At 36.9% G+C, this 22492-nt stretch carries 22 protein-coding genes; 17 read left to right on the top strand and 5 right to left on the bottom strand.

The annotated features are described in order from the left end of the window. Nucleotide 1 precedes the first annotated feature (1 nt). Nucleotides 2-1336 (top strand): type I glutamate--ammonia ligase, encoded by a 1335-nt coding sequence (glnA, locus tag CD31_RS19530; RefSeq protein WP_036080236.1) that lies wholly within the window; start codon nt 2-4, stop codon nt 1334-1336. A gap of 98 nt (nt 1337-1434) precedes the next feature. Here the strand turns inward: glnA and CD31_RS19525 are convergent, their stop codons facing one another. Continuing rightward, complete coding sequence (locus CD31_RS19525) at nt 1435-1740, bottom strand: CotD family spore coat protein (RefSeq protein WP_016991980.1); 306 nt, start codon at nt 1738-1740, stop codon at nt 1435-1437. Nucleotides 1741-2279: 539 nt separating this feature from the next. Between CD31_RS19525 and CD31_RS19520 the strand changes: the two genes are divergently transcribed. Continuing rightward, nucleotides 2280-3041 (top strand): IucA/IucC family C-terminal-domain containing protein, encoded by a 762-nt coding sequence (locus tag CD31_RS19520; RefSeq protein ID WP_036080234.1) that lies wholly within the window; start codon nt 2280-2282, stop codon nt 3039-3041. A 61-nt stretch (nt 3042-3102) separates the two neighbouring features. Here CD31_RS19520 and CD31_RS19515 read toward each other — a convergent pair whose 3' ends face one another. Beyond that, nucleotides 3103-3675, bottom strand: coding sequence for a TetR/AcrR family transcriptional regulator (locus CD31_RS19515; protein WP_036080232.1), 573 nt, complete (start codon nt 3673-3675; stop codon nt 3103-3105). Nucleotides 3676-3837: 162 nt separating this feature from the next. Here CD31_RS19515 and CD31_RS19510 point away from each other — a divergent pair, with 162 nt between their 5' ends. The 5 genes from CD31_RS19510 (at nt 3838) to CD31_RS19490 (ending at nt 9591) form a co-directional block, all read left to right on the top strand. After that, nucleotides 3838-4761 carry a DsbA family protein gene (locus CD31_RS19510; RefSeq protein WP_036080229.1) on the top strand — a complete coding sequence of 308 codons (924 nt, stop codon included), beginning with the start codon at nt 3838-3840 and terminating at the stop codon, nt 4759-4761. 14 nt (nt 4762-4775) lie between these two features. Further along, complete coding sequence (locus CD31_RS19505) at nt 4776-5096, top strand: monooxygenase (RefSeq protein WP_036080227.1); 321 nt, start codon at nt 4776-4778, stop codon at nt 5094-5096. A 374-nt stretch (nt 5097-5470) separates the two neighbouring features. Then, nucleotides 5471-6826: a YjiH family protein gene (locus CD31_RS19500; protein WP_036080225.1), complete on the top strand. Its 1356-nt coding sequence runs from the start codon at nt 5471-5473 to the stop codon at nt 6824-6826. Between the two features lie 350 nt (nt 6827-7176). Further along, on the top strand, nt 7177-7428 hold the full coding sequence (locus tag CD31_RS19495; RefSeq protein ID WP_016991985.1) for a phage holin: 252 nt from the start codon (nt 7177-7179) through the stop codon (nt 7426-7428). A gap of 81 nt (nt 7429-7509) precedes the next feature. After that, nucleotides 7510-9591, top strand: a complete 2082-nt coding sequence (locus CD31_RS19490; RefSeq protein ID WP_036080223.1) for a DUF2339 domain-containing protein — start codon at nt 7510-7512, stop codon at nt 9589-9591. A 162-nt stretch (nt 9592-9753) separates the two neighbouring features. On the opposite strand, the gene CD31_RS19485 is transcribed toward CD31_RS19490, so the two are convergent. The 3 genes from CD31_RS19485 to CD31_RS22750 are packed head-to-tail and all read right to left on the bottom strand — an operon-like array spanning nt 9754 to nt 12271. Next, on the bottom strand, nt 9754-11361 hold the full coding sequence (locus CD31_RS19485; RefSeq protein ID WP_036080222.1) for a head GIN domain-containing protein: 1608 nt from the start codon (nt 11359-11361) through the stop codon (nt 9754-9756). Continuing rightward, nucleotides 11361-11807, bottom strand: a complete 447-nt coding sequence (locus CD31_RS19480; protein WP_036080220.1) for a prepilin-type N-terminal cleavage/methylation domain-containing protein — start codon at nt 11805-11807, stop codon at nt 11361-11363. Before CD31_RS19480 ends, CD31_RS19485 begins: the two co-directional genes overlap by 1 nt. Beyond that, the gene (locus tag CD31_RS22750; protein ID WP_052125413.1) at nt 11780-12271 is read right to left on the bottom strand and encodes a prepilin-type N-terminal cleavage/methylation domain-containing protein; all 492 of its coding nucleotides are present in this window, start codon (nt 12269-12271) and stop codon (nt 11780-11782) included. Before CD31_RS22750 ends, CD31_RS19480 begins: the two co-directional genes overlap by 28 nt. 384 nt (nt 12272-12655) lie before the next feature. On the opposite strand from CD31_RS22750, the gene CD31_RS19470 reads away from it, so the two are divergent. The 10 genes from CD31_RS19470 to CD31_RS19425 all read left to right on the top strand — a co-directional run bounded on the left by CD31_RS19470 (nt 12656) and on the right by CD31_RS19425 (nt 22433). Then, nucleotides 12656-13987, top strand: a complete 1332-nt coding sequence (locus tag CD31_RS19470) for a G5 domain-containing protein (protein WP_036080218.1) — start codon at nt 12656-12658, stop codon at nt 13985-13987. Between the two features lie 17 nt (nt 13988-14004). Beyond that, entirely contained in the window at nt 14005-15675 is a 1671-nt protein-coding gene (locus tag CD31_RS19465) for a GspE/PulE family protein (RefSeq protein WP_425319307.1), read from the top strand. A gap of 10 nt (nt 15676-15685) precedes the next feature. Further along, on the top strand, nt 15686-16732 hold the full coding sequence (locus CD31_RS19460) for a type IV pilus twitching motility protein PilT (RefSeq protein WP_016991992.1): 1047 nt from the start codon (nt 15686-15688) through the stop codon (nt 16730-16732). Beyond that, nucleotides 16729-17934, top strand: a complete 1206-nt coding sequence (locus tag CD31_RS19455; protein ID WP_036080216.1) for a type II secretion system F family protein — start codon at nt 16729-16731, stop codon at nt 17932-17934. The genes CD31_RS19460 and CD31_RS19455 overlap by 4 nt, the downstream gene beginning before the upstream one ends. A 94-nt stretch (nt 17935-18028) precedes the next feature. After that, nucleotides 18029-18457 (top strand): prepilin-type N-terminal cleavage/methylation domain-containing protein, encoded by a 429-nt coding sequence (locus CD31_RS19450; RefSeq protein WP_036080214.1) that lies wholly within the window; start codon nt 18029-18031, stop codon nt 18455-18457. A 145-nt stretch (nt 18458-18602) separates the two neighbouring features. Continuing rightward, nucleotides 18603-19577 (top strand): type IV pilus biogenesis protein PilM, encoded by a 975-nt coding sequence (pilM, locus tag CD31_RS19445; RefSeq protein WP_016991996.1) that lies wholly within the window; start codon nt 18603-18605, stop codon nt 19575-19577. Next, nucleotides 19577-20170, top strand: a complete 594-nt coding sequence (locus tag CD31_RS19440; RefSeq protein ID WP_036080211.1) for a PilN domain-containing protein — start codon at nt 19577-19579, stop codon at nt 20168-20170. The genes pilM and CD31_RS19440 overlap by 1 nt, the downstream gene beginning before the upstream one ends. After that, a complete protein-coding gene (locus CD31_RS19435) occupies nt 20167-20859 on the top strand; it encodes a hypothetical protein (protein WP_016991999.1) in 693 nt (230 codons plus the stop codon). The genes CD31_RS19440 and CD31_RS19435 overlap by 4 nt, the downstream gene beginning before the upstream one ends. 65 nt (nt 20860-20924) lie before the next feature. Then, nucleotides 20925-21677 carry a prepilin peptidase gene (locus tag CD31_RS19430; protein ID WP_036080208.1) on the top strand — a complete coding sequence of 251 codons (753 nt, stop codon included), beginning with the start codon at nt 20925-20927 and terminating at the stop codon, nt 21675-21677. Nucleotides 21678-21710: 33 nt separating this feature from the next. After that, nucleotides 21711-22433 (top strand): gamma-glutamyl-gamma-aminobutyrate hydrolase family protein, encoded by a 723-nt coding sequence (locus CD31_RS19425; RefSeq protein ID WP_036080205.1) that lies wholly within the window; start codon nt 21711-21713, stop codon nt 22431-22433. The last annotated feature ends 59 nt before the right edge of the window (nt 22434-22492 follow it).

Raw genomic sequence — 22492 nt, 5'->3', positions numbered from 1 at the left:
TGTGGGTAAATACACAAAAGAGGACATTAAACGTCTCATCGAAGAAAAAAACGTAAGCTTTATTCGTTTACAATTTACAGATATTCTTGGCACAATCAAAAATGTTGAGATTCCTGTAAGTCAATTAGACAAAGCACTTGAAAATAAAATGATGTTTGATGGCTCATCTATTGAAGGCTTCGTTCGAATCGAAGAATCTGATATGTATTTATATCCTGATCTTGATACTTTCGTAGTTTTCCCTTGGACTTCTGAAAAAGGGAAAGTAGCACGTTTTATCTGTGATGTATACACTGCGAAAGGCGAACCGTTTGCTGGTGACCCACGTAACAACCTAAAACGTATTCTTAGAAAAATGGAAGAAATGGGCTTCTCAAGCTTCAATTTAGGGCCTGAGCCAGAATTCTTCTTATTCAAATTGGATGCAAAAGGAGAGCCAACGTTAGAAGTAAATGACCATGGTGGTTATTTCGACTTAGCGCCAACAGATCTTGGTGAAAACTGCCGTCGTGATATCGTATTAGAGCTAGAAGAAATGGGCTTTGAAATTGAAGCATCACACCATGAGGTAGCTCCAGGACAACACGAAATCGACTTTAAATATGCTGATGCTGTTACTGCGTGTGATAACATCCAAACATTCAAATTGGTTGTTAAAACAATCGCTCGTAAACATGGCTTACACGCTACATTTATGCCTAAACCACTATTTGGTGAAGCAGGCTCTGGTATGCACTTTAACGTGTCACTATTTAAAGGCAAAGAAAATGCGTTCTATGATGAATCTACAGAATTAGGTCTTTCTGACACAGCTATGCAATTCATGGCAGGTGTTCTTGCACACGTACAAGGTTTCACAGCTGTAACAAATCCAACAGTTAACTCTTATAAACGTCTAGTACCAGGTTATGAAGCACCATGTTATGTTGCATGGTCTGCACAAAACCGTTCACCATTAATTCGTATACCATCTGCACGTGGACTTTCAACTCGTGTTGAAGTACGCTCTGTAGACCCTTCTGCAAACCCATATTTAGCGATGGCTGTTATTTTAGAAGCAGGTCTTGAAGGTATTCGTCAGGGGCTAACACCACCTGCTGCTATTAACCGCAACATCTATGTGATGTCGGAAGAAGAGCGTCAAGCAAATGGTATTGAAAACCTACCTGCGGCACTTGATGATGCATTAACATTACTTGCTAAAGATAAAGTAGCACAGGAAGCATTAGGTGAGCATATTTATGCAAACTTTAAAGAAGCAAAAGAAATCGAGTTCGATATGTATCGTACAACAGTACATCAATGGGAACGCGATCAATATTTAAAAATGTATTAATCATAAAGATACCGAGTGCCTGATAAAAGGTACTCGGTTTTTTTATGAATATATTAGGAACGGTGGGGTCATGTGACAACCCCATCGTTATTTTAGTATTAGCGCATATGTTTATGATGGTGTGGCATATGGCAAGGGTTAGGTGGCATACCGCACATAGTATGTGTTTCACAGCATTCATTTACGACAGATTCTGTGCATGGGAAATAGTACTGATGATCAATCATATGTTTGTTCACTGTAGTGACATGTGCAGGTTGTACGTGTGGAACAACTGTATGGATATAATTTGTGCGTACATATTGCTCTGGTGGTAAAAATTGTGGTGGATCATATTGCATTGGCATCATTTGTGGTGGACAGCAGTGTGGACCCTTTGCCGGATGGCGTCTTCGTTGAAACATGTTATTACCTCCTGTTTTGATAAGTTGTGGTTCATTATTAAGATATGAGATATACGTTGATAGGGTCTATTTATTTGCCTATTAATGCATAGGTAAATCTAACAGGTAACTAAAATAGTAGAAAATCGATCATCAACTTGCCTACGTCTTTGAGTGAAATGGAAGCATGACAAATTGTTGAAAAGATGATATCAACGACAGAAAAAGCAATTTTGCAGGGCGAAGGGGTGACTTCCGTTTCAACACCATCCATAAGTTTAAAAATAATTTCTTATAAAAGTATGTTTTTTAAAATTAAATATTGTCAATAAAACAATCGTAAAGTATACTCTTTAATTAATAATGATTATCGTTATCGATTATTTCTTTCATATTGGGATGGTGCGTAATAAACAGGTTATGCTCAAGACAAGCGGTGACAGCAGAGATATGGTCCAGGCTGTTTTTCGCATGGACTGTACCATTAAAGACCCGCTATTTGGTACGCCAGGCAAGGGGCGAACAGTTCAAACAGTGGAATTTGAGGAGGTAGGGATCAGTTGAGTCTAACACTGTCAGCAGAAGAATCATCAGTGCTACTAAGAGACTATCGATTGACGATAGAGCCAGCAGTGGATGCTACTTACTCTTTATATGCCAAAAATTTATTGGACAATGCTCAAGCTCTAGATTATTTACAAAAAATTGCCCATTTCTTTCAATCGCCCTCTATTCTAGTTACGGCATCATTATTTGCGAAGCGCTATAGCGTCTTAACGATGGCTTCAGCATTCTATGCTATGTCCAGATACGATAAAGGACTACATTGCAGAATTGAAAATTTGTGGGTAGAAGCGGAATATACAAAACCTTGGCTTCCTACTATTCGGCTAATCGATCGCACAGTGTCGATACCTACTAAAGACCGTGAAAAATGGCGTGATGAGATTCTTAGAGAAATCTTTGCGAATAATTTAGCGAAAGTTTGGCAGTCATTAGCGAAAATAAGTAAAATTCCAAAAGCAATCTTATGGGAAAACACAGCTATTTATGTGAATTGGCTCTATGAAACGAAATTAGGGGAAGGGGCCAGTGTGCAAGAAAAGGCTCGTATACAAGAGGATTATCACTATATTGTAAACCTAGCACCAGGCTCCATTTTTGGAGAAAGGAAAAATCCTTTGACGGACTATTGTGGTCCTAAAGTGACAATTATGGAATCGGAGCAACCTGTACGCTTGAGAAAAACATGTTGTTTCTATTATCATACCTCTGATGAAGCAAATGATTATTGTATCTCTTGTCCAAAAATAAAAAGATGACCATAACAACAAAATTTCTTCCACCAAAAGTGAGTAAACACTTAAATGATTTCATAAGTGTTTACTCATTTTTATGTTGACCATCAATACCTGCCAATAAATAAGGAATAACAGGTTTGATAAATTCCTCGGGCTGCATCTCTTGATTGCTAGTTCTCCATTCTATAGAAGCGCCATAGATTCCCCAGCTTAATATTACAGCAGTCATTTTTAGCGCTCCGTTCTCTGACGCTGCATTTTGTTTCACTAACATTTTGTAAAAGATAATTTCAAGCTGCTCTCTAATAATACGAGCAATTGTCTCTTCATAGCCTCTATGACAACGATTAGACAATGACTTTTGAAAATTAGTTATCGCTTTAAAGAGAATAAGGAAAGCTCCTTCATTTAGTTCGTTATGATGTAGAAAGTCATCATTCAAATTAATTAATAATACTTCTGATAGTACCTTCTCTAATAAATCATATATATCTTCAAAGTGATAATAAAAAGTCGCACGATTAATCATGGCCTCTGTCGTAATATCCTTAACCGTTATATCCTTAAATTCTTTTTTACTAGAAAGTGCAATGAAAGCATCCATGATTAATTTACGAGTCCGTATAACACGAAGATCTGTCTTAGATGAGGTCATTACTTACACTCCTTTTTAAACAATTTCTTCAAAGTGTTGTATAAACAACAATTCAAATAGATTATTGGTTTATTGATGATTTTATTATGAATAAAATACAACTGTAAGGCAAATAAGAGAGTTATATACTTATTCTTAAAAAGAAGAAAAGGGGATAGTCAATTGAAGAATCATCCAATGCTTTGTGATTTAGAGACAGGTATATGTGGAGTAGCTGACGAGGATGAATTGGGGATGATTGATTTTAATCAACCAAAGAAATCCATTGAAGTATACTATGTAACTGATCCAATATGTTCTCATTGTTGGGCACTCGAACCCGTTCTTCGACGTTTTATCGAGCAGTATGGACACTATTTTAACTTTCATACGATTATGGGAGGGCTACTAGAAAAATGGGGTGATGGTCCAGTAGACCCTGCAAATGGAATATCAGGACCTGCGGATGTTGTAGGACACTGGAGAGAAGTTGGAGAATATTATCGTATGCCAATAGATGGAACAGTGATGATGAACAATCCAGTGCAATCATCCTATCCACCGTCTCGTGTATTTAAAGTAATTCAAAAAAATCATCATGATGCTAGAGCATTTGAATATTTGCGTCGAGCAAGAGAAGCGCTATTTGTATTTAATCAAAATATTGCTGATAAATCCGTGATGATTGACATTGTAAATAAATTGGGGCTTGATGGAGCGGCTATTGTAAACGAATCAGAACAAACAAACGGGCAACAGTTATTAAATGAAGATTTTGACCTTGCAAGAAATTTAGGCGTAAGAGGATTCCCAACTATTATTATGATGAATGAGGATAATAAAGGGCTGAAAATTGTTGGTGGGCGTCCATTTGTAAACTATGTGGAAGGACTAAAGCAGGTTCTCAATTTTGAAGAGCTGCAACCAAAACAACAGCCATCTCTTTTAAGCTTGCTTGAAAAAGAAAAGCTTCTATTTTCGAAAGAAATGGAAGTCATGTATGATCTGGAAAAGTCAGAGATTACATCTTATGTGAAAAAAGAGCTTTCCTCAGATCAATATGAAATGAAGGAAATACTCGGTGAATGTTATATTACTACTAAATAATGAGGAGAATGGCAATGACGTACGTATTACAGGTAGATTTTAAAATGGATGGACCATTTGGTGATGAGATGGCAGGAGCGTTTTCTGATTTAGCAAAAAGTATTCAGGAAGAGGAAGGACTTTTTTGGAAAATTTGGACAGAGAGCCCTGAAACAAATGAAGCAGGCGGAATCTATCTATTCGAATCGAAACGCACAGCTGAACAATATATAGAAATGCATTCAAAAAGGCTAGCTGAATTTGGAATCACTACTATCAACGCAAAAATCTTTGCTATCAATTCAAAACTGACTGAAATCACTAAAGGTCCAGTAAAACAACTAAATAATCGCTAAAGCATAATAGAATTACCGGCTAATTCAAGGAGTCTAATTTCTAATTTAGAAGTTAGGCTTTTTATATATTTATGGATGTATAAATATTCAGAATATTGTGAGGTTGAACCAAATGTATTGTAGAGTTTACAATAGTTTTATAACAGGTTTATGTTATAAAAACATGAATAATTTGAGTATTTTTCTGTTTAATGCTCAAACTTCAAAGTTTTTAAAAACGTTCTATAACAGAAGGAGGGATGAGATATTGAATGAAAACTACATAGTAGTACAGCGATTGATAAATAAATGCTTTAAATAAACACTATTTTAATTGTTGGAATGCAAAATACATAAATTATTGAGATTAAAAGAGATGAGGTTTTATAAAAAAAATGAAAAAGTATTCTGTTGCTACATATTTTTACTTCATTATTCCGTCTTTAATTGGTATCTTTCTATTTATGACCCCCATTTTAACGGAAGAGGGCTGGAAAGTACCCATTGCCATATTAGCTAATGTTTTAGCAGGGATTGTGGCTCCAGTCATTAGTTATTTTACAATTATAATGTTTGCCATCTCCGCAATTGGTGCACTTATAGCGAAGTTTATACCTCGTAAAAATGCTAAAGAACCTCGTATTTTAGATACATTGTTTTATGTGAATTGGTTTTGGACAATTACGCGTTTTATCGGTTTAGCCTTTGCTTCAATGGTAGTCTTCAATTTTGGACCTTCTGCCATCAATAATGAAAATACGGGTGGACTCCTCATGGATCCAAATGAGGGACTTGTGACGTTTTTATTTACCATTTTTTTGTTTGCGGGTTTCCTTTTACCATTTTTAACAAACTTCGGCTTACTTGAATTTTTCGGGACAATGATGGTGAAAATTATGCGGCCACTATTTAAAAGTCCAGGTCGTTCTTCAATCGATGCTCTTACGTCATGGGTTGGTGATGGCACAATAGGTGTGTTAATGACCAGTAAACAATATGAGATGGGGAACTACACAAAAAAAGAAGCTGCGATTATTGCCACAAGTTTCTCAGTAGTGTCCATCACATTCTGTATCGTTGTATTGGATACTGTCCATTTGGCACGCTATTTTATTCCTTATTATTTGACAGTAGTACTTTGTGGAATTGTATTAGCCATTATTATGCCTCGAATCTATCCACTTGCGAAAAAGGAGGATACGTATATAGATGGGACACCAGTAGATTATTCACGTGAGAAATTACCTGAGGGCTATAATTCTGTCTCACATGGCTTAGAAAATGCACTTGCTGTTGCGCATGCAAATCGTGATCCTCGACAATTTTTCAAAGACGGCTCTAGAAATGTAATTGATTTATGGGTGGGTGTGGCCCCTATCGTTATGGCTTTTGGGACAATTGCCTTAATGCTTGCTGAATTTACAAGTATTTTTGCGATTTTAGGAAAACCGTTCGAGCCAATTTTAACCGTCCTTGGCTTACCTGAAGCGGCTGAAGCAGCACAAACAATGGTCGTAGGCTTTGCCGATATGTTTCTACCTTCTATTTTAGGTGCAGGGATTGAATCGGATGTTACTAGATTTGTTATTGCCGTTGTTTCTGTGTCACAACTGATCTATATGTCTGAGGTAGGTGGACTTATTTTAGGTACAAAAATTCCATTGAAGTTTTTGGATTTAGTCGTCTTATTTATCCTACGTACGCTTATTTCTCTTCCAATTGCAGCATTGGTTGGTCATCTACTCTTCTAACTAAAATGCCAAGTCTTAAATAGACTTGGCATTTTTCATGTTGTTAAAAAAGGTAATATCAACGGTAGAAAATTTTTTGACACCATAAAAAATGGGAAGGTAGCTGGTATTGGTAGGGACGTTTCACTTACTCCTTTTCCATTATTCTTCTCGAAATCGAGGCAACCTTACAAAATATATGAATATGTTACTCATGATAAACCTCCCCATGCCTTCTATTTTTTGAAAATAGCTTGCATCGCAAAATATTATCAAAAAATCCTAGTAACTTGGCAAGAGTTCCATTTTTGCATATGTGTCACATAACCACTATGCATATACTGTGGCAAGAGGGGGGGAGGTGAGCTTTTATGAGAATTAATTGGAAGGTTCGTCTTCAACATATTCCATTTCTACTAGGGCTATTTTCATTGTTGCTCTTACTCGCACAACAAGTGGCTGCAATTTTTGGCTATGATTTTACAGGTGTGATGAGTGAGCAAATGTCATCTATATTAAATACAGTTTTATCCATTCTTGTGTTAATGGGGGTCATTGTTGATCCAACCACACGGGGCACCAGTGATAGTGAACGTGCCTTAATGTATCGGAGACCGAGATAAAATAAACAAAAAGTGTAATTTTACAATAAGGATAAATATGTTATAATGTTAGAAAATTGATAAAGTGGGGAGGATGATTGAATGTCCCTTGAATTGGAGCGCAGAATTGCGAAGCTCGAGGAGGAAATGGCAGATTTACGTCAGGAGTTGTCAGTATTAAAAGGTTCGCAAAGCACTGAAAAAATGAATACTCTTGATGCCAGACAGTCGATGATCAAGCAATCAGAACCAATTAAACCAAAACCAGTACTGGAGTCGAAGCCTATCCCGACTAAAGTAGCGGAAAAAGAAGTGCAACCACAGCCATCGATGGAGGAACGTGTTATGTGGGCACTTCCAAAAGTATTCATGGTTATTTTAGTAATGGGCGTACTTTGGGGTCTAAAACTTGTCAGTGACTATGGCTATTTATCGGATGGCGTAAAAATCATCCTTGCCTATGTACTATCGGTAGGATTGGCGGTTATTGCCTATGGACTAGAGCGTAGGAAAGTAGGCTCATCGGCTATAACGATTTCTTTATATGGTGGGGCATTTATTGTCGGTATTTTAACAACCGCAGCGAGTGCCATATTATATGAAATCATTGGTCTTATTCTAGCACTAGGCATTACGCTACTTTATATTGGCTATGGTATTGCCATTAGCTATTTAAAGAAAAATGAAGCACTAACTGTTTTTGTTGCCTTTACATCATTATTACTACCTTACTTACTAGAATATATGGATTTTAGTGCTGTCATTATTTTATTATTTGTGGTCGTATTGTTTGCTGCATTGCAATTAGTTATTTACCAGCACAAGCAAAAGCTAGCCCTTTATATTGCCACATTCTTTTCAGTGCTAGCAGTGAGTGTTGTAGCATTTATGAATAGTGATCAGCAAGTAGTTTTTGCACTTGGCTTACTTGTGATTCTAGCAATCTTTTATGCCATATGGTGTTTACTCTATAACGCTCAATCCAAATGGAAGCCACTTCACATCGGACTCCAATTTTCTTTAGGCTCATTTAGTTTATTACTGCTGAACCTGATTATCCGTTCTCTTGAAAATGGAGAAATGCTACTTCTTATCTTAATGGTTTTATTGGGCGCTGTAGCGTTTTATAGCTATCGCCAAAAATGGCAGGAAGTAGTGGATAGTGCTGTGACACTCGTGTTTATATCCTTCTGTAATATGATACTGCTATTGAATATTCCGAATAAAGTGGATGATTTATTGTATCCTTTGATTGCATTTGCAGGCGTGATGATGAGCTTACGAATACGTGCAAGTATAATGAAGGTTGTTACTTCACTTTCCCTTGTGATGACATTTACACTAAACTTTGTTTTCCATGAACCAAGTCCATTTTTCAGTATCGATCATTTAAGCTTATTTATGCCAGTCATCTATTTCATCATTATTTACTTATATGCAAGACGTCCAAAAGAGACACTCACACCTTTTGAAAAGGTCATGAAGGATTTATATGTAATCGATATTTTAGCAGTGGTCACAGCTGGCTATTTCTTAGCCTATATTGGCAAGCTAGATACCGTATATTTTGCAGCAACAAATGGCATGCCATATATGATGTGTATCGCATTAGCTGCCTTATTTACTGGCTCTCTATTTGTAGAGGAAACTTACAAAGGACGCGCTTTAACGCCAGTACTTGGCGCATTTTTCCTACTAGTCTCCTTGATGATCAGCACTAGAGTGTCAATGTTAGAAAGCTTAAACAGTATTACAAGATTAATTTATATAGCAGTGATTGTAGCGATTGTCGCGGATGTGCTTGTAAAAGGAATTATTTATCGATTGTACGAGGAGCGTCTAGGGAAATATGTAGACGCCATTGTAAGCGGTGGTATCGTGCTCACGATGATTTCCATATGGGGGCTAATCCATCAGTTCACATATAACAACGCCCTCGATTGGAAGCTGAGCATCGCCCTTACAACTATTACATTATTCTTAACAGCCAGTGTTTCACTATGGATTAGTTCCACACATCATTTAAAAACATTGCGCACAACAGGCTTTATTATTTTAGTTATCGCATTTATTAAGCTCATTTTCTTTGACTTATCTGCCCTTGATTTATTAATTAGAGCTGTTCTATTTATTACCATTGGTGGTATTGGCATGCTGTTGTCGGGTAGGTTGTTGAGGAAATAGAGTATAAAATGAGACTGGGACCTTCATAATGTCGTATAATATCTAAATTAACAAAACATGATAACTAGAAAAACCGAACTATTCCGAAACATTTCGTAAGCGTTTTAGTGGAGAGTTCGGTTTTTTGTTGGCTGAAACACTTTTGTCCCAACCTCTATATTTTTATTTTTCAACCATACTTTCTTCAGTTATTAAATGTTCAGGATCACTGTAATCAGGTTTTGAGGTAGAAGGTGGGAAAGGCGGAGGTACAACGAAATCATCATTATAATAAATTTTTGCATTACCTGAGCCACTCAAGCTTTTTCCTATAATAACACCTTTAATTGATCCACTATTACCCACAATTACATTAGCATTGGGAGCAAGTATAAATTGTGAATTTGAATTAGAATGGCCGTTAATTACAATTTCCGAGCCACCTGAAATAATATTACCTTGAAAGCCAAGACTGCCTCCTAAACTAAGGTTAGCTGATTGCACATTTAGGGAGCCGTTTATCTTAACATCACTATTTGTTAAATTTATTGGGTTACTTCCAGCATAATAAAAATTAAGTTGATTAGTATTACCAGTTAAATTTACTTTACTGCCATTTGTTATTTCTAATGAGTTTTTAACGAAAATATTTAAAGTACCACTTCCTACAATATTTAAATGTCCTTGCGCCAGTGTAAATGTGTCAACAAATAAATTGACATTGTTGCTACCTATATTTAACTCAAGCAGATTGTCGTTTGAAACTTTAAAGGATTTAAACTTTATTTCCTGAGTAAAGTTTAAGGGATAAACATTGCTTTTATTCCCATCCTTAGATCCATCTACTAAAGTGAAATTTCCATTTGAAATGATTTGTTTGTTTCTCATATTTAATGGTGCGGGTTCAGGTAATGCTGATGAAGAATTGAATTCGTCAATGGGAAATGGCGGTAATGGAATTTCAGTTACTTTAACAGGGACAACATTATTCTTAATTGTTGTCCATTTATTTGGACCTGGTCCCCAATCAGGTGTATAAAGCTTATTAGCATCTACTCCTATTTTTTCTGTAATGTTTCCATTTCCGTTATTAAGAAATACAGATCCGTTACTTGTTGCTACGCTACCATAGATTGCTGCGCTTCCAATTAAGGAAATATCCCCAGATGTTTGTACAGCAAGGTTTGGTAATTCAAAAACAGGTTTATCTCCATCACCATTATCAGTATCAGTTAAAAACTTTAAATTTACATCTACTTCAAGGATTTGTTCCACCACACGATGATGTTTGGAAATCCGTTCTGTACATTCTTTATCAATTTCTATGGGTTTTTCGGAAGAGTTTAAGAATCCCGTAGATTCAATTTTAATGGCTAAAGGCGATTCACTTTCCATTGTCACTCTAACACAAGCTTCTGGCTGATGATTAAATTGAGGTTCGAAGCTGCTATTAGAAACAGGCTGATCAGGTAAGCCGTCATTTATTTGTTCAATAAATATTCTGACAAAATCAATTTTATCTCTATCTTCTTTTTTTGTTTGCTTGTGCTTGTTTCTTGTAAAATCATAAGCGTTATTTACAAGGGTATAGACAGCTTTCTTTTCTACGTTTAACCCAGCCTCCGCAATATAAAAAATTGACTGATCGTTTCGCTCGTGTTTAGTAATATTTAATGTATTTGATGTTGTTAACATTAGTCCAAGTCCAAGTACAGCAATCAAAACGATAACAAAGAGGGCAATCATAAAAGTGTAACCATGGCTATTTTTTTGTAAATATTTACGTTTCATTATGTTCCTACCCTTCTGAGATACAACTCTGTTGATATCGTTTTACCATGTTCACTAGTAATTTTAATGGTAACGATCTGTTCTTTAAGCGTGATTTTGAAATCTTGAATACCTGTAGCGAAAATAACGTTATTTTTATTTATAGTTTTTTTATCCTTGTCAAAAACAAAGTGTAATTCCTTCCCTGTAACACCTTTATTAATAGTTAATTCAGATTCAGATAACGAGTCCATAGATACTTTAGTTGGATTTTTTCGTATTTCTTTTGTTATTACCTTTAAAGCATAAGCAGCGTCATTAATGTCTTTATTTATATTGTTTTGCTCATGAAAGTTTGTTTGACTTTGATGGATAATGGAATAAATTAATAAGCTTACTATTGCTATGATAACGGTTACAGCAACTGTTTCAATAAGTGTTATTCCTGCTTGGTTGGAACGTTCCATTTATTATCCCTCCATTCCAAAGCATTCTCCATTTGAGCTTTTAGAACGCCTCCTTTTTTGTCGTATACCTTAATAACAATCGTTGTTAAGGTATACGATTTTGGAATACATGTTAAGGAGTAGTAATATTGATTGTTCGGATCTGCTTCTAAATTCCCTAATTTCTCAAAGCTTGTATTTGAGCCTTGATAATAATATTTCTTGTTCTCTTCTTTAGTATCTGGAGGAATATGTGTAATTTCTGAGACTCTATCATCGTATTTAGTAGTTTGAGAAAGTTGATAAATATGTTCCATCTCTTTTTGAGCATAATAAGTAGCATCAAAAATATCATTTGATGTACTAGTAGTTTTAGCTGTACTTATAAAAAAAGATAAAAAGCTTGTGAGGATAATAGTAATAATAACAATAGAGGCAATAACTTCTACAAGTGTAATTCCGGTTTGATTGTCCTTAACAATCATAAAGGTTCACTTCCATTCTATGAGTGATTAGGTAATAGTGTTTAAATGTTTTTATAACTTGAATTAACATCTAATAGTAATAATTTTTTATATGTTCCCCGATAATTATCTACATTGAGTTAACTATCCTAAGGGGCAGTTAACTCAATGTAGATAATTATTACTGTTATGGATATTATAACGAAATTATTACTCTATATCTATGGAATTTTTAATATGTTGTACTTCGAATGAACTAATTTCTTAAATTTTTTTGAAATTGTTAAGGTTTTTTTAAAATTAAATCGGAACAAAGTTGCATTTTGGTAGTGTCAGAATACCATAGTTGTAGTATCATTTGTATATAAATAGAAAAACCACTAAGTTAAATAAAGGATGATGTGGATGAAAATATACATAAAAATAATTAGCTTGTTTTTGGTAATTGTTCTAATTGTGGGATTTTTTGTTCCATCATTTGTGCTAAAAGACACAGTTTTTGCTAAAGAAGATCCCAAATCTTCAACCATTGGAGGGATGGAGATCAATGATGTGAAAACAGCAGATTTAGCAACTACGCTACAAAATGCAATCTCAGAATGGCAAGGCTCGGAAGTAGAAATTGTTAGTGATGGAATTTCTAGAACCATTGACCCGAAACAATTTAATTTTGATATAGCTACAGCGATTTCTCAGTTTGAAATGCTAACAAAAAAGCCTTGGTATGCTTTTTGGCAAAAAGAAAAAGTAGTTCATATTCCCATTCCTGTTACCGTCAATGAAGCGATTACGCAGCAAATAGATGAAGCAGGTGTTTGGGATACAGATAAAACACTCCAGAAACTAATCTTACAAGCCAGCTATTTGAAGGAGCATAAGGTCGAAGCCGTTATCAATGAAGGTTCCATGCAAACCGGGGAAAGGATTGCCTTTCAGATTGCCGAGCTACCAGCAAATAGTCAAGGAGTAGCGAAAATCATTCCGTTATTAAATGATGTAAATCTAGTTCCAAATCAATCCATCTCGTTGCTTTCACTCTTAGGAGAACAGGCTGGGGTTGTCAATGATGCAGGTTTAGATTTTGTGGCATCAATGCTATATAGTGTAATTCTTCAAACGGATTACGAAATTCTTGAAAGACATTCGCAGGAAGTAAATCCAAGCTATTTACAGCAGGGGATTGAGGCAGATATCAATGCAGCATTAGCAAAGGACTTACAATTTATTAATCGGTCTGAACAGCTCGGTAAACTGAAAGCATCTATAGAGGGTAATCAATTAAAGATAGAAGTTTTTGCAGCCGCGAAAAACAAGGACATAACAGTACGTGTTAGCAAGGATAAAATTGTGAAGCCACGCATTATTTATCGCTATTCGGAGGATTTAAAGGCTGGACAAGAACGAGTGGAACAAGAGGGTAAAGAGGGTTCAAGAGTGGAGGTTTATCGTTCCATTGTAGAGAACGGAGCAACAGAAGAACAATTCATCAGTAGGGATTATTATGCACCTCAAAATCGAATTGTTACGCGTTCTTCGCAGGCGCCCGTTACGATCACAACACCTACTCAAAATGTAGGCGCAGGTGCATCTGATCCTGATTTAGAAGTGGATTTAGATGGCAATGGCTTGCCTGACGTGAAACCTTCAACACCAGAGGAAACAAAGCAAGAAGATGGACCAGAAATTGTCTATGGCTACTATGACAAGGGTGGTAATTTTGTACAAACAAGTCCATAACGATTGGAGGTATGTTTATGGCAATGAAGCCAGGGCGTAAACGTTTAGGGGATTTATTGGTGGAATCAGGTGTTATCACTGCTGACCAGCTAGAGTACGCATTAACTACTAAAATGAAAAATGAGAAGCTTGGAGATTTCCTTATTAAAGAAAATTTCCTAACAGAGCAGCAGCTTATTGAGGTTTTAGAATTCCAGCTTGGTATCCCTCATATCAGCCTGAATCAGTTTTCAATTAGTCCCGAATTATTACAGCTCATTCCCGCGGAGCTGGCAAAGCGGACAAATATTATGCCGATTCGTAAAGAAAAAAATAAATTGTTTATTGCAATGGAAGATCCCATGGATTATTTCGCCATTGAGGAAGTTCGTATGACGACAGGCTGTCAAATCGAGACAAGTATTGCAGCAAAAGATGATTTATATCGGACGATAACAAAGTACTATGATTTACAGGAATCAATGGATGCGGCAATGTTGGATTTGGCTGCGACTAGTACGGAAACACAAGAGGAAATCGAGAATGAGGATTCACCTATTGTTCGTTTAGTGAATCAAATCATAGCCAATGGTGTCGCACAGCGCGCAAGTGATATCCATTTTGATCCACAAGAAACAGAGCTTCGTGTCCGCTATCGAGTTGATGGTGTGCTACGTACTGAGCGATCCTTGCCAAAGCACATGCAAAATGTCGTATTGGCTCGTATTAAAATTATGGGTAATTTAAATATTACAGAAAATCGTATTCCACAAGACGGACGAATTAAAACCAATGTTAATTTTAGACCTGTCGATATCCGTTTAGCGACACTACCAACAGTTTACGGTGAAAAGGTAGTGATGCGTATTTTAGATTTAACCAATTCAGCCAATGATATTGATAAATTAGGCTTTAGTGCAAGTAATGAAGCACTTTTCAGGAAAATGATTGCCCATCCAAATGGTATGATGCTGATTACTGGTCCAACAGGCTCAGGTAAGTCCTCTACGTTATATGCAGCACTTTCTCATTTAAATGAAGAAGGCGTCAATATTATTACGGTTGAGGACCCTGTGGAATATCAGTTAGATGGTATCAACCAGATCCAAGTAAAAGAAGAAGTTGGTTTAACATTCGCAGTAGGGTTACGATCGATTTTACGACAGGACCCTGACATTGTGATGGTAGGGGAAATTCGTGATCTTGAAACAGCTCAAATTGCTATACGTGCTTCACTAACAGGCCATTTAGTATTAAGTACACTACATACTAATAGTGCCATCGAATCTATATCAAGACTACATGACATGGGAATCGAGCCATTTCTATTATCCTCTTCCCTTGTAGGAATCATGGCGCAACGCCTTGTACGTAAAGTTTGTCGTGATTGTGCTGAACCATATATATTTACTTCTCGTGAGCTTGAAATACTTGAGGACAATGGGGTTGAAGGCGTAACGCATGGTAAAAAAGGGCGTGGGTGTCCTGCCTGCAATCATACAGGCTACAGAGGACGTATGGCGATTCATGAAATCCTCCCTGTTGATCGCCAAATAAAGGATATGATTTTAAATCGTGTTGGTGATCGCGTCCTCCGTGATTATATGAACGAAAAGGGTTACCATACCCTATTAGTGGATGGATTACAAAAGGTTGTAGCAGGCCAAACAACCACATCAGAAATATTACGTGTTGCAAGTGCAGACTAGGGGTGAAAAAATGACAGCATATTCAATCGTCGAATTATTAACACGTGCATTTGAAGAGAAAGCATCTGATCTTCATTTAACAAAAGGTATTCCACCGGTATATCGTATCCATGGGCAACTGGAGCATTATGGCACAGTCCCACTTGAAACAGAGGATTTAAAGGAAATGGTAAAGGTCATTCTTCCTGTCCATAAACAACAGGAATTTGAGGACAAGGGAGAAACGGACTTTAACTTTTCATTGCCTGGGAAATGTCGATTCCGTGTCAATGCTTACCATCAACGAAATGAAGTAACGATTGCAGCTCGTTTAATTGAGGCTAAAATTCCTTCTATTGAAGCGCTCAATATGCCACAGGTGTTATATAAGCTTGCAGAAAAACCACAAGGCTTAATATTAGTGACAGGCCCAACAGGCTCAGGGAAATCAACTACCTTAGCAGCAATGATAGATCATATCAATGAAACAAGATCTAAACATATTATTACGTTAGAGGATCCAATTGAATATTTGCATACACATAAGAAGTCTGTCATCAACCAACGTGAGATTGGTGTCGATACAATGAGCTTTGCCAATGGCTTACGTGCATCATTACGTCAGGACCCAGATATTATTTTAGTTGGGGAAATGCGAGACTATGAAACCATCTCAACGGCTATTACGGCTGCTGAAACAGGGCATTTAGTCATGGCAACACTTCATACAAGTAGTGCACCAACGACGATCGACCGTATTATCGATGTATTTCCACCGCATCAGCAGAGTCAAATTCGTGTGCAGCTTGCGAATGTACTACAAGGTATTGTTTCTCAGCGTTTATTTGTACGTAAGGATGTAAAAGGGCGTATTGCTGCGACAGAAATTTTAGTACAGGCACCTGCAATTTCAAATTTAATTCGTAATGAAAAAATTCATCAAATTCCAAGTGTGATGCAGACAAGTAAAGCTTTGGGTATGCACACATTGGAATATTCGATGCAGCACCTAATTACGACAGGTAAGATTTCACTAGAGGATGCAAGACCATATATGAACGCTGGTGATTATAGTTGACGATATTTCGTTATAGTGGTCGTACCAAAACAGGAGCACCTAAAAAGGGCATTATCGAGGCACCGAATAAAAAGGTAGCCATGGAAAAGCTTCGAGCACAAGGAATTAATGCAAGAGAACTTCAAGAATCAAATAGCATTTTACATAAAGATATTGCTTTTGGTACAAAAGTGAAGCACCAGGAATTCGTTATTTATTGTCGGCAATATGCGACATTAATTCGTGCTGGCGTTCCTGTCGTTGAAGCAACCCATATTTTGGGTGAGCAAACACGGAGTAAACCACTGAAGCGAGCATTGATGCAGGTTGAAGAGGATATTCGAAATGGGATGGCATTTTCAGATGCAGCAGGTAAACACCCAAAAGTGTTCCCATTGCTATTTGTCAATATGATGCGTGCTGGTGAGGCTACAGGAAACGTTGACGATACATTAGATCGTCTTGCAAGCACACTAGAGAAGCAATATAACATTAAGAAAAAAATTCAATCTGCTATGACCTATCCAGCGATTTTGTCGCTTTTAACTCTAGTGGTTGGTATGTTTTTAATGGTATTCATTGTGCCAACCTTTATGGATGCATTTAAGGAAATGAATTTGGAAATGCCGTTAATAACGGTCATTGTAGTGGGTATTAGTGATTGGCTCATACAGTTTTGGTACCTTGTGATTTTAGGGCTATTGGTATTAGTAGTGGGCCTACACTATTTCTATAAAAATAATAAAGAGTTTCATTATGCCGTCAATGTATTTTTACTTCGTATGCCAATCTTTGGACAGCTTTTGCAAAAGGATATTATCGCGAGAATGACAAGAACCTTGTCAACACTCTTTAGCAGCTCCGTACCAATCTTACAAGCTCTAACAATTGTCGAAAAGGTTGGTGGTAATCCGGTAATGGGTAAAGTAGTACTGGAAGCTCGCGATAATTTAGAAAAGGGTGGCACATTATCAGAGCCACTTGAAAAAAGCTGGCTATTTCCACCGCTTGTAACACAAATGACCTCAATTGGCGAGAAAACAGGGTCCTTGGATTACATGCTTGAAAAGATAGCTGATTTTTATGAAGAGGAAGTAAACCGTGCCGTCGATACCATGAAGTCACTAATTGAGCCTTTAATGATTGTGGTACTGGCTCTAGTTGTAGGAGTCATTGTAGCGGCTATATTCTTACCAATGTTCCAACTATATGAAAATATGTAATTTGCAGATTTGCTAAAAAATTAAGGTTTGGGGAATTAAATTAGAAGATCGTGTTTTTCACACTTCATATAAAACTATTAAGGAGGAATTACCAATGATTAAAAAATGGAAAAATAAAAAACTATTGAAAAATGAGAAAGGTTTAACATTAGTTGAACTATTAGCTGTAGTTGTTATCCTAGCAATTATCGCAGCAATCGCTGTACCTGCAATTGGTAATATTATTAATAAGTCGAAAGACCGTGCAATTTTAGCGGAAGCATCAAATATTCTAGCGGGGGCTAAAATTGCTTATATTGATGGGGCATGTAAAGAAAATAAATGTGATGATGAATCATTAGAACCGTATGTAGATGGTGTAGATTTAGCTGGTACTGTTGTTGAATTAAATACAACAACTGGTTGGGAAGTTACGTACCCTAGATTAAAGGATATTAAGTTAACAGAATTTCAAGTTAAAGATAATAAAGCAACTGAAAAAGAGATTAATGACAGATTGGTAAAGGCCGGCGAGGAAAAATAGGAAGATAATAAAGATACAAAAGGTAAGGAATAATCAGTCCTCCCAACCCACTCAGAAGCGCTAGAAAATTTGCGTTTCTGGCTGGGAAATGGATGACTAATTGAAAAAATCATTTATACTGAATAGGATAAGGAGGTCTTTTCACATGTTTAAGAGAAAAAGAAAGTCGCATGTTTCGATTGAACTGAAGGATTATGTGCTGCGTGCGATTGTGGCGAAAGGACCAGAGCCTAATCAGTGGCAAGGCTATGAATACCCTTTAGCAGCTGGAATCGTTGAAAATGGAACAATCGTCGATGAGGTAGCTCTTTTTGAGGTGATTAAAGAGCAAGTAATGAAATGGACAGGGAAAAAACAGGCTGTCCGTATGTTTGTCCCTGATACGACGGTTCTATTAAAAAACTTTGAGCACCCTAAAGATGTCAAGCCTCAGGAATTACGAGGATATGCTGAAATGGAATTGGGACATTCCATTCATTTACCATTTCAAGACCCTTTAATTGATGTTTATGATGCTGATGCCGAGGATGGCAAGGCTATCTTATTTGCTGCGCCTTCTGAAGAGATAACGAAAATGGTAGGGATGCTGCTAGATGTTTCATTAGAACCTGAAGCTGCCGATATTCGTGCGCTTTGCAATATACGCTTATTAGAGCATATGTCATTATTAGTGCCTAATAAAACGTATTTGATTGCGGAATGGTCGATTAATGAGCTCTCTATCAGTATTTTTTCCAATGGCCAAGTGGAGTTTTTGCGCTATCAATCCATAGAAGTAGATATGACTCAATGGCAGGGGAAGAAAGAGAATGAGTTTAACTATCAATTTATCTATAATGGCGAAGCAGAGAATTATCAAATGGTCGTAATGGATCAGGTTCTAGAGATTGATCGGATGATGAATTTCTTTAAGTTTTCTTTACATAAAGGTGAAAAAGCAGTGGATGAAATTATTATGCTTGGCGATAACCCGTTATTGAAATCAATTGGAAACTTACTTGCTTCTAATTTAGAACCACCGCTAAGAGTTGTCGATGGGAAAAAGATTGAGAAATCATTTCCTCGCTTTAAGCGAGAATTTTCAACGTTGCTTGGCTTAGCTTTGAAGGAGGTTCATTAATGGTTCCAGATATAAACCTCTTACCACAACTTGAAAAAAGAACAGCCTCCCCCAAGCTTTTTTATAGCTTGGTAATTGTCATTGTGGGACTTATTGTAGCTTATTTACTTTTTTTATTTTTTACATCCAAAAGTGAATTGTCACGATTGACTGCAGAGGAACTGGCATTAACAACACAGCTTGATCAATTGCAGCAAGAGTTAGATGCACGACAAAGTGTCGATCAGGGTTCGTTGGAAGAGTCTGTGACATTTATTCAAGGTGTTTCTTATCCTGTAACACCGTTGATTGATGAAACGAAAACTTTATTACCAACCCATTCCTATTTACGTAGCTACGTTTTCGGAGAGAATACGGTGAATATTGAAGTGGATTTTGAAACGATGACAGATATATCGAAATATGTGGAGCGGCTTTTAATGAGTAGCTATTTTACAGACGCTCAAATTAACACTGTCTCAAACTTTGATATAGAGCTAGGTGAACAAAGGGAGTTAACACCCCAACAAAAATTTAAAGAAGTACCGCGCTATTCAGTGTCCATTACAGCGACAATCGATTTTATGTATTTAGCTGGAGGACGACGCTCATGAATAAATTAACGAGTAGTAAAAATTCATCTATGATCTTGTTACTTGCGCTAATAGCTGCTATTTTATTTGCGCTGTATTATTATTTGCTTTCACCAAAATTGAATGAAGTGAATGAAAAAGAGAGTAATGTGTTGCAGGTGAAGCAAGAATTAGCTAGTGTCAAAGAACAACTAGCTCAATTAGACAAGGAGCAGGGACAGCCTACAATCAATATATTAGCCTTAAGACAAAAGCTACCTGCAACAAGAGCCGTTGAAAAGATTATTCTTGATTTAGCTGAGATTGAAGAGGTGACAGGAACTCGTATACAGTCTTTAACTGTTCAAGGTGAGGACGGCACTGTAACAAATTCAGATGTATCGAATGATCCCAATATGTTGGAGCAGGCTGAAGCAGAGGTCAATGGTAATCAGGAGAACAAGGAGACAACGACACCGATTGCTTCTCTTTCGAAAGACTCTTTACCAGCAAATTTAAAGCTTATTACTTTTATATTAGAGGTGGGTGCGCTTGATTTTAATTCTCTTGAAAGCTTTTTACAGGAGGTTGAACAATTAGAGCGTGTCATGAAAACCGATAAGATTGAATTTAAATTGCCTGGAGAGCAGGCACAGCTAGAGAAAGATGCAGATCTTACGTTAAAGGCAACAGTGCAAGTGACGACGTTCTATTACGAAGAACAACAATAAACTTTATTGATAGGCGCCCCATACTTCATTTGTATGGGCGCCTATTGGTTTAGGAGGACATGAAATTGGAAATGGCTTATACGATCTTTATTTTTTTATTTGGACTTATCTTTGGCTCTTTTTATAATGTAGTTGGCTTACGTGTACCACAGAAGGAATCGATTGTACATCCTCCTTCACATTGTCCGAAATGCCAGAGACGACTAACGGTGCTTGATTTAGTACCCGTTTTGTCCTATGTATTTTTAGGAGGAAAATGTCGGAGTTGTGGCAATAAAATTTCTTGGGTTTACCCATTCATAGAATTAATGACAGGTGTATTATTTGCCTTTGCTTATTGGCAGCTAGGCTGGGGCATAGAATTGATAGTAGCGTTCTTTTTTATTTCCTTATTAGTTATTATCGTTGTGTCAGATTTGGCCTATATGCTAATTCCTGATAAGGTATTAATATTCTTTTTACCTTTGCTAGCTATTGGACAAGTTCTGTCACCATTAACACCGTGGTGGGACTCTCTTGTGGGTGCTGTCGTCGGTTTTGGCATATTATATATCATTGCTGTGCTATCTAACGGTGGCATGGGTGGAGGCGATATTAAATTATTCTTTTTAATTGGTCTCGTTCTGGGTACGATTGATACACTATTAACGCTTTTTCTAGCTGCAGTGATTGGTATGATTGTCGGGATTATCGTGTTATCGAAGAACAAACAAGGGAGAAAAACACCCATTCCATTTGGGCCATCTATTGCATTGGCCGCAGTCATTGTTTATTTCTATGGCGATCTATTAATCAATTGGTATTTAGGCTTTTGGTAATTGTTCAATCTTCAAGAATGTGGAGGGAAGCAAGTGAAACCGATTATTGGTATTACAGCCTTTGTGGAGGATGATTTATCTTCTCGATTAAATGCTGCTTACAGCAAAAGTATTATTGATGCTGGTGGAATTCCACTGATTATTCCAATTGGAGTAGAAGAAGAGGCAGCCCAGATTTTAGCCCTTACAGATGGTTTATTATTATCCGGGGGTCATGACGTGCACCCATTTCTGTTCGGGGCTGAGCCTTCATTAAAACTTGGAAAAATTCATCCCGCGCGAGATACAGTGGAGTTAGCAATAATTGAAGCCGCATTCCAACGAAAGATGCCTATTTTCGGGATTTGTCGAGGGATTCAAATACTAAATGTTGCATTAGGTGGTACCTTATATCAAGATATTGATAGTGATCATTTTAGCACTAAATTACTCCAGCATATGCAGCAATCAGGTAGAGCTGTAGCTACCCACACTGTACAGATTATTGCTGACAATTTATTAGCGACTATCGTTGAACAAGAGAAGATAGCAGTGAATTCATTTCATCATCAAGCGGTGAATGTATTAGCAGAAAAATTAAAAGTAGCGGCAAAATCAAATGACGGTATTATCGAAGCTGTAGTTCATGAGGAAATGCCATTTTGCTTGGCTGTTCAGTGGCATCCTGAGGAACTAGCCATAGCAGGAGATGAGAGTGCTCAAATGCTATTTTCAGCCTTTGTTGAAGCTAGCTTAAAATTTAAGAAGGAAGCTTAGTGGGCATTGTACAAAGAATCCAATCGTCTGTGGATTCTTTTTTTTGCGTAAAAAAGAGG

Source organism: Lysinibacillus boronitolerans JCM 21713 = 10a = NBRC 103108 (assembly GCF_000772935.1).
GTDB classification, from domain to species: Bacteria; Bacillota; Bacilli; order Bacillales_A; family Planococcaceae; genus Lysinibacillus; species Lysinibacillus boronitolerans.
This window is presented reverse-complemented; position numbering and strand designations above follow the sequence as displayed.

What these genes read in the sequence shown, in the direction of transcription:
- pilM (WP_016991996.1), top strand. Translation starts at nt 18,603, where the DNA reads ATGTTTAAGAGAAAAAGAAAGTCGCATGTTTCGATTGAACTGAAGGAT.
- CD31_RS19515 (WP_036080232.1), bottom strand. Translation starts at nt 3,675, where the DNA reads ATGACCTCATCTAAGACAGATCTTCGTGTTATACGGACTCGTAAATTA.
- CD31_RS19465 (WP_425319307.1), top strand. Translation starts at nt 14,005, where the DNA reads ATGGCAATGAAGCCAGGGCGTAAACGTTTAGGGGATTTATTGGTGGAA.
- CD31_RS19435 (WP_016991999.1), top strand. Translation starts at nt 20,167, where the DNA reads ATGAATAAATTAACGAGTAGTAAAAATTCATCTATGATCTTGTTACTT.
- CD31_RS19450 (WP_036080214.1), top strand. Translation starts at nt 18,029, where the DNA reads ATGATTAAAAAATGGAAAAATAAAAAACTATTGAAAAATGAGAAAGGT.
- CD31_RS19440 (WP_036080211.1), top strand. Translation starts at nt 19,577, where the DNA reads ATGGTTCCAGATATAAACCTCTTACCACAACTTGAAAAAAGAACAGCC.
- CD31_RS19460 (WP_016991992.1), top strand. Translation starts at nt 15,686, where the DNA reads ATGACAGCATATTCAATCGTCGAATTATTAACACGTGCATTTGAAGAG.
- CD31_RS19470 (WP_036080218.1), top strand. Translation starts at nt 12,656, where the DNA reads ATGAAAATATACATAAAAATAATTAGCTTGTTTTTGGTAATTGTTCTA.
- CD31_RS19490 (WP_036080223.1), top strand. Translation starts at nt 7,510, where the DNA reads ATGTCCCTTGAATTGGAGCGCAGAATTGCGAAGCTCGAGGAGGAAATG.
- CD31_RS19505 (WP_036080227.1), top strand. Translation starts at nt 4,776, where the DNA reads ATGACGTACGTATTACAGGTAGATTTTAAAATGGATGGACCATTTGGT.
- CD31_RS22750 (WP_052125413.1), bottom strand. Translation starts at nt 12,271, where the DNA reads ATGATTGTTAAGGACAATCAAACCGGAATTACACTTGTAGAAGTTATT.
- CD31_RS19480 (WP_036080220.1), bottom strand. Translation starts at nt 11,807, where the DNA reads ATGGAACGTTCCAACCAAGCAGGAATAACACTTATTGAAACAGTTGCT.
- CD31_RS19525 (WP_016991980.1), bottom strand. Translation starts at nt 1,740, where the DNA reads ATGTTTCAACGAAGACGCCATCCGGCAAAGGGTCCACACTGCTGTCCA.
- CD31_RS19500 (WP_036080225.1), top strand. Translation starts at nt 5,471, where the DNA reads ATGAAAAAGTATTCTGTTGCTACATATTTTTACTTCATTATTCCGTCT.
- CD31_RS19495 (WP_016991985.1), top strand. Translation starts at nt 7,177, where the DNA reads ATGAGAATTAATTGGAAGGTTCGTCTTCAACATATTCCATTTCTACTA.
- CD31_RS19485 (WP_036080222.1), bottom strand. Translation starts at nt 11,361, where the DNA reads ATGAAACGTAAATATTTACAAAAAAATAGCCATGGTTACACTTTTATG.